We start from the raw sequence: 690 nt of genomic DNA on the forward strand, positions 1-690 counted from the left end.
TCGCCATGCGAGAGTAGGACACTGCCAGGCACCCAATCCAAGAAACCCCGCTCGATGAGCGGGGTTTTTTATTGCCTAAAAATAAGCAAGCCGCTTGATTATTAGCCACCCTCCTCCCGCAATTCAATGAAATCTCCCATAAAGTGCCAAAAGAACCCCCATTCTCTGTTCGATATTCGCTCATTGGTTCAATATGTTGGATATAAAAAGCACAGAATGTGATGCCTCTACCTTTCTTGTGATGCCCGCTCTGGTTTAATTCTTCAGTCCACATGGATGGACCAAGGAATCACAATAATTTAAGGAATAGACTCATGTTCAAGAGAACAGTAACGATGATGCTGGCGGCGGGAACCCTGGTATTAGGCGGTTGCGCATCCAATAGTGGTGCAGAGCAGGCTGGGGCAGACAACAGCGATTTCGGTGGCAAGTCCATCTACCTGCGCGGGGAGATGAACGACTGGATGGCGACTGATGAAAGCAAGGTAGTCAAGGTGGCTGACAAGCTCTATATGGCCAAAGGCACCCTCAAGAAAGAGTGGGCACCCTACAAGTTCAAGTTTGCTGATTCAGGCTGGAGCTGCGGTACCAACTTTGGCTACAAGAGCCCGAGTGTGGCTAATAACATCATGTCGATCAGCCAATAACATCATGCCGATCACCATTTTTCTACCCGCAGGAACTGCGTCT

The 690-nt window shown here is 48.8% G+C and carries 1 protein-coding gene and 1 pseudogene; one reads left to right on the forward strand and one right to left on the reverse strand.

Features of this window, described 5'->3' with window-relative positions:
• A partial coding sequence (locus OKC40_RS22760; protein WP_270797059.1) for a hypothetical protein occupies positions 1–274 on the reverse strand: 274 nt, incomplete at its 3' end.
• 40 nt (positions 275–314) lie between these two features.
• Here OKC40_RS22760 and OKC40_RS22765 point away from each other — a divergent pair.
• Positions 315–614 (forward strand): annotated as a pseudogene (locus OKC40_RS22765) (pullulanase); the annotation flags it as partial.
• Positions 615–690: the final 76 nt, after the last annotated feature.

It is taken from the genome of Aeromonas sp. QDB11 (assembly GCF_027705265.1).
Taxonomy (GTDB): Bacteria; Pseudomonadota; Gammaproteobacteria; order Enterobacterales; family Aeromonadaceae; genus Aeromonas; species Aeromonas allosaccharophila.